General features: G+C 69.2%; 7 protein-coding genes. 5 read left to right on the plus strand and 2 right to left on the minus strand.

Features of this window, described 5'->3' with window-relative positions:
* From MVA01S_RS27980 to pdxT, 4 genes are all read left to right on the plus strand, one after another.
* A partial coding sequence (locus tag MVA01S_RS27980; protein WP_060941781.1) for an NUDIX hydrolase occupies positions 1 to 781 on the plus strand: 781 nt, incomplete at its 5' end.
* 84 nt (positions 782 to 865) lie between these two features.
* Complete coding sequence (pdxS, locus tag MVA01S_RS27985; protein WP_051015404.1) at positions 866 to 1,789, plus strand: pyridoxal 5'-phosphate synthase lyase subunit PdxS; 924 nt, start codon at positions 866 to 868, stop codon at positions 1,787 to 1,789.
* Positions 1,790 to 2,638 (plus strand): acyl-CoA thioesterase II, encoded by an 849-nt coding sequence (gene tesB / locus MVA01S_RS27990; RefSeq protein ID WP_003933773.1) that lies wholly within the window; start codon positions 1,790 to 1,792, stop codon positions 2,636 to 2,638.
* A complete protein-coding gene (pdxT, locus tag MVA01S_RS27995) occupies positions 2,635 to 3,219 on the plus strand; it encodes a pyridoxal 5'-phosphate synthase glutaminase subunit PdxT (RefSeq protein ID WP_003933775.1) in 585 nt (194 codons plus the stop codon). Before tesB ends, pdxT begins: the two co-directional genes overlap by 4 nt.
* A gap of 63 nt (positions 3,220 to 3,282) precedes the next feature.
* On the opposite strand, the gene MVA01S_RS28000 is transcribed toward pdxT, so the two are convergent.
* Positions 3,283 to 4,494, minus strand: coding sequence for an acyl-CoA dehydrogenase family protein (locus tag MVA01S_RS28000; protein WP_003933776.1), 1,212 nt, complete (start codon positions 4,492 to 4,494; stop codon positions 3,283 to 3,285).
* A 133-nt stretch (positions 4,495 to 4,627) separates the two neighbouring features.
* Here MVA01S_RS28000 and MVA01S_RS28005 point away from each other — a divergent pair, with 133 nt between their 5' ends.
* Positions 4,628 to 5,383, plus strand: coding sequence for a YebC/PmpR family DNA-binding transcriptional regulator (locus tag MVA01S_RS28005; protein WP_003933777.1), 756 nt, complete (start codon positions 4,628 to 4,630; stop codon positions 5,381 to 5,383).
* Between the two features lie 14 nt (positions 5,384 to 5,397).
* On the opposite strand, the gene MVA01S_RS28010 is transcribed toward MVA01S_RS28005, so the two are convergent.
* A partial coding sequence (locus MVA01S_RS28010; RefSeq protein WP_060941782.1) for a polyprenyl synthetase family protein occupies positions 5,398 to 6,166 on the minus strand: 769 nt, incomplete at its 5' end.

Here is a 6,166-nt window from a genome sequence, read left to right on the forward strand (position 1 = left end):
CGAAGCCGCCGAGAACGAGTTGTCGGCGGCGCTGGCGCGGGTGAACCCCGCGTCGTTGCCGCTGCCGCTGGTCGCCGAACTGGCCGACGCCGAGGCGCGCGTGGTGCTGGCTCGCCGCTTCCACAACGACGCGGTGCGCGACACCCTGGCGCTGCGGGAGCGCCCGCTGGTGCGCGCGCTGCGCCTGGGCGGGACCGCGGCGCTGCCCACCTACTTCGAGATCGCCGAGGGCGGCGATTTGTCGGCTCGGGAGCCCGCCCCGGTCGGCAGGCGGACGTCGGCCCGGGTGGTCCTGCTCGACGATGACGGTGCGGTGCTGTTGCTGTGCGGATCCGATCCGGCCGCCGCGGTCGGGGACACCCCCGCCCCACGCTGGTGGTTCACCATCGGCGGCGCCGCGCAGGACGGGGAGTCGCTGGCCCAGGCCGCGGTGCGCGAACTGCACGAGGAGACCGGGCTGCTGGTGGCGCCGGAGGCCGTCGTGGGTCCGGTGTGGCGGCGCGAGTCCCTCATCGACTTCAACGGCTCGGTGATGCGCAGCGAGGAGCTGTACTTCGTGCACCGGACCACCCGGTTCGAGCCGTCGGTCGACGGTCGTTCCGGACTGGAACGCACCTACATCCACGGTCACCGCTGGTGCGATGCGAAGACGCTCGACAGGCTGGTCGCCGATGGTGAGACCGTGTACCCGCGGCAACTGAGAGAGCTTCTGGACGAGGCCAACGCGCTTGCCGACGCCGCCGGCGCGCTGCCGGACGCGCCGATGCGCGCCATTCAGTGAGCTCAGCTGTATCGCTGATCACGTCAGCACCGGCCGAATCGATTTGCAGTCGCCTCTAGACTGGATCGGTAGCGATTTAAGGAGATGGCAGTGGAATCCGAAACGTCGGGGGCAGATCTGGGAGCTCCCGCTCGCGGAACGGCGCGGGTCAAGCGTGGTATGGCCGAGATGCTCAAGGGCGGCGTGATCATGGATGTGGTCACCCCGGAGCAGGCGCGTATCGCCGAAGGCGCCGGCGCGGTCGCGGTGATGGCGCTCGAACGGGTTCCCGCCGACATCCGGGCACAGGGTGGGGTGTCGCGGATGAGCGACCCCGACATGATCGAGGGCATCATCGACGCGGTCACCATCCCGGTGATGGCCAAGGCGCGGATCGGCCACTTCGTCGAGGCGCAGATCCTGCAGAGCCTGGGTGTGGACTACGTCGACGAGTCCGAGGTGCTGACCCCGGCCGACTACACCAACCACATCGACAAGTGGCGCTTCACGGTGCCGTTCGTGTGCGGTGCGACCAACCTGGGCGAGGCGCTGCGCCGGATCACCGAGGGCGCGGCGATGATCCGCTCCAAGGGTGAGGCCGGTACCGGCGACGTGTCCAACGCCACCACCCACATGCGCAAGATCGGCGGCGAGATCCGCCGGCTGACATCGCTGTCGGAAGACGAATTGTACGTCGCCGCAAAGGAATTGCAGGCGCCCTACGATCTGGTCGTCGAGGTGGCGCGGGCCGGCAAGCTGCCGGTGACGCTGTTCACCGCAGGCGGTATCGCGACCCCGGCCGACGCGGCGATGATGATGCAGCTCGGCGCCGAAGGCGTGTTCGTCGGGTCGGGCATCTTCAAGTCCGGGAACCCGGCCGAACGTGCGGCGGCCATCGTCAAGGCCACGACGTTCTACGACGACCCCGACGTGCTGGCGAAGGTGTCACGCGGGCTCGGCGAGGCGATGGTCGGCATCAACGTCGACGACATCCCACAGCCGCACCGCTTGGCCGAGCGCGGCTGGTAAGTGGCGATTGAAGAGATCCTCGATCTGGAACAGCTCGAGGTCAACATCTATCGCGGCGGTGTCTTCAGCCCGGAATCGGGTTTTCTGCAGCGCACTTTCGGCGGCCACGTCGCCGGCCAGTCGCTGGTGTCCGCGGTGCGGACGGTGGACCCGAAGTACCAGGTGCACTCTCTGCACGGCTACTTTCTGCGGCCCGGTGACGCGCGCGCGCCGTCGATCTACACCGTCGAGCGGATCCGCGACGGCGGCTCGTTCTGCACCCGCCGGGTGAGTGCGATCCAGCACGGCGAGACGATCTTCTCGATGTCGGCGTCGTTCCAGACCGACCAGAGCGGCATCGAGCATCAGGACGCGATGCCGTTCGCGCCGCCGCCCGACGACATCCCGGACTTCAAGTCCAGCAGCAAGGTGTTCGACGACGCCAGCTTCCGGCAGTTCGACGAGTGGGACGTGCGGATCGTCCCGCGCGACCGGCTCGGCGTCCGCGAGGGCAAGGCGTCCCAGCAGCAGGTCTGGTTCCGGCACCGCGACCCGCTGCCCGACGACCACGTGCTGCACATCTGCGCGCTGGCCTACATGAGCGATCTGACTCTGCTGGGTTCGGCCCAGGTCAACCACATCGAGGAGCGCAAGCACCTGATGGTGGCCTCGTTGGACCACGCGATGTGGTTCATGCGGCCCTTCCGCGCCGACGAGTGGCTGCTCTACGACCAGTCCTCGCCGTCGGCGTGTGGCGGACGTTCGCTGACCCAGGGCAAGATCTACAACCGCTACGGCGAGATGGTCGCGGCGGTGATGCAGGAGGGTCTGACCCGTTTCACCCGCGATTTCGGCACGGGGCGCGAGTGAGCGCCCCGCAGGTCGGGGTGCTGGCTTTGCAGGGGGACACCCGAGAGCACCTCGCGGCGCTGGAGGAGGCCGGGGCGCAGGCGCGCACCGTGCGTCGGCGCGCTGAACTCGACGCGGTGGACGCTCTGGTGATTCCGGGTGGCGAGTCCACCGCGATGAGCCATCTGCTGCGCGAGTTCGAGCTGCTGGAGCCGCTGCGGGCCCGGCTGGCCGACGGCATGCCGGCCTACGGGTCCTGCGCGGGAATGATCCTGCTGGCCAGCGACATCGCCGATGCCGGGGTGCCCGGGCGGCAGGCCCTGCCGTTGGGCGCCATCGATATGACGGTGCGCCGCAACGCTTTCGGTCGCCAGGTGGATTCGTTCGAAGAGGACGTCGACTTCGACGGACTGGACGGCACGGTGCACGCGGTGTTCATCCGGGCGCCGTGGGTCGAGCGCGTCGGGGCCGGTGTCGAGGTGCTGGCCACCGCCGGTGGACACCCCGTCGCGGTGCGTCAGGGCAAGATGCTGGCCACGGCGTTCCACCCCGAGGTGACCGGCGACCGCCGCGTGCACAAACTCTTCGTCGACTCGCTCTAACCCCGCGAATCCGGCGCGCTCGAGCACCCTGGGTGTCGCAGTGCGCGCCCGATTCGCAGGGATTCAGCGCAGGGGAAGCCCGGTCAGGGCTCGGGCCATCACCAGCCGCTGGATCTCGCTGGTGCCCTCGAAGATCGTGAAGATCTTCGCGTCGCGGTGCATCCGCTCGACCGGGTACTCGCGGGTGTAGCCGTTGCCGCCGAGGATCTGGATCGCCTCGTCGGTCACGTACACCGCGGTCTCGCTGGCCACCAGCTTGGCCATCGACCCCTCGGCCGAGGTGAACTCCTTGCCGTTGCGGGCCATCCAGCCGGCGCGGTAGACGAGCAGCCGGGCCGCGTCGATGCGGGCCTTCATGTCGGCGAGCTTGAACGCGACCGCCTGGAATTCGCCGATCTTGCGGCCGAACTGCTCGCGTTCGCAGGCGTAGTCGCGGGCGTACTCGTAGGCGGCGCGCGCCACGCCGACGGCCATCGCGCCGACGGTGGGGCGGGTGCGCTCGAACGTGGCCAGCGCGGCCTGGCCCGCGGCCTTCTTGCCCTCGCGGACCTTCGCGATCCGGGCGTCGAACTTCTCCTTGCCGCCGACGATCAGCCGTCCGGGGATGCGGACGTCGTCGAGCACCACCTCGGCGGTGTGCGACGCGCGGATGCCGTGCTTGAGGAATTTCTGGCCCTGGCTGAGCCCTCTGGTGCCGGGCGGGATGAGGAACGACGCCTGGCCGCGGGTGCCGAGTTCGGGGTGCACCGACGCGACGACGACGTGGACGTTGGCGATGCCGCCGTTGGTCGCCCAGGTCTTGGTGCCGTTGAGCACCCATTCATCGGTCGCCTCGTCGTAGCGGGCGCGGGTGAGGATGGCCCCGACGTCCGAGCCGGCGTTGGGTTCGGAGGAACAGAACGCGGCGACCTTGGGGTCCTCGACGGTGCCGAACATCTGCGGCACCCACTCGCCGACCTGTTCGGGGGTGCCGTTGGCGGCCACCGACGCCGCGGCCAGGCCGGTGCCCAGGATGGCCAGCGCGATGCCGGCGTCCCCCCAGAACATCTCCTCGAACGCCACGATCATGCCCAGACCGCTGGGTTCGGCGGCCTGTTCGGCGAAGAACTCCACGGAGTAGAGGCCGACCTTGGCGGCCTCCTGGATGATCGGCCACGGGGTCTGCTCGCGCTCGTCCCATTCGGCCGCGGCGGGGCGGATCACGTCTGCGGCGAACTCGTGGACCCACTTCTGCACGTCGAGCAGGTCGGAGGACAGCTCCAGGGAGAATGTCATGAACAGCTACCTTACTCCGGAGTAAGGTAGCTGAGGGCAAGTGTGGCCGAGTTAACAGCACGCCCGGCAAGTAAACTCGTGGACCGGACTTTCACGACGCCGATGAACCAGAAGAGAAGAAGGTAGAAGCTGCATGAGCGGCCATTCCAAGTGGGCGACCACCAAGCACAAGAAGGCCGTCATCGATGCCCGTCGCGGGAAGATGTTCGCCAAGCTGATCAAGAACATCGAGGTCGCCGCGCGCACCGGTGGTGGCGACCCCGCCGGTAACCCGACGCTCTTCGACGCCATCCAGAAGGCCAAGAAGAGCTCGGTGCCCAACGACAACATCGAGCGCGCGCGCAAGCGTGGCAGCGGTGAAGAGGCTGGCGGCGCAGACTGGCAGAACATCACCTACGAGGGGTACGGCCCCAACGGCGTCGCGGTGCTCGTCGAGTGCCTCACCGACAACCGCAACCGCGCCGCGGGCGAGGTGCGGGTCGCGATGACCCGCAACGGCGGCAACATGGCCGATCCCGGTTCGGTGGCCTACCTGTTCTCCCGCAAGGGCGTGATCACCCTGGAGAAGAACGGCCTTTCCGAGGACGACGTGCTGGCCGCGGTTCTCGACGCGGGCGCCGAGGATGTCAACGATCTGGGGGACAGCTTCGAGATCATCTCGGAGCCAACCGATCTGGTGGCCGTGCGGACCGCCCTACAGGATGCGGGCATCGACTACGAGTCTGCCGAGGCGAGCTTCCAGCCGTCGGTGACCGTGCCGGTCGACCTCGAGGGGGCCCGCAAGGTGCTCAAGCTCGTCGACGCGCTCGAAGACAGTGACGACGTCCAGGACGTCTACACCAACATCGACATCCCGGACGACGTCGCCGCCGCACTCGACGAGGAGTAGTCGCGGGCCGGCGCTCAGGGCGCTGGCACGAACGACAGCTCGGTGCACTCGACGAGCATCTCCTCGAGCCCGGCCAGTGCGCCGGCATCCGTGTCGCCGGCCACCCGCGTGAGCGCGTGGTCGGCCGTGGCGACCAGATCGGCGATGTGCCTGCGGACGTGCTCGGCGGCCCCGCAGGCCAGCATGATCTGCTGGACGTCGGCGATGTCGGCCTCGTCGGCGGTCGCACGCCCGACTATCCCGGTCAGCGCGTCGACCTGCGGCCCGCTCGCGAGGTTCAGCGCGACGCCGAGCAGTTCGGTGGGTTTACCGGCCCGGATGTCGTCGCCGGTCCGTTTCCCGCTGGTCTCGGTGGTGCCGAACAGGTCGGCCAGGTCGTCGCGCAGCTGGAACGCCTGGCCGACGGCGCCGGCGTAGTCGCGCAGCGCCGCGACGGTCACCGGGTCCGCGGCTCCGGCCACCTGCAGGCCGAGTTCCATCGGCCGTTCGACGGTGTAGACGCTGGTCTTGTACCGCAGGATCTTCTCGGCCGTGGCGGCGCGGTAGTCGCGGCCGGCCTGCGCCCGCAACTCCAGCAGCTGACCGGCCAGCACCTCGGCCCGCATGGCCCGGAAGACCCGCGACGCGCCGCGGGCGAGATCTGTGGGCAGCCCGCCGACCGCGTCGTCGAACGTGTCGTGCGCCGCCGACCACAGCAGATCCCCGACGAGCAGTGCCATGTGATCGCCGAAGTCGGTGGGGTCCCCCCACCCGGCCGCGCTGCGGTGGCCGGCCGCCAGCGCC

Origin of the sequence: Mycolicibacterium vaccae NBRC 14118 = CIP 105934, from assembly GCF_001552715.1 — a bacterium.
GTDB classification, from domain to species: domain Bacteria; phylum Actinomycetota; class Actinomycetes; order Mycobacteriales; family Mycobacteriaceae; genus Mycobacterium; species Mycobacterium vaccae.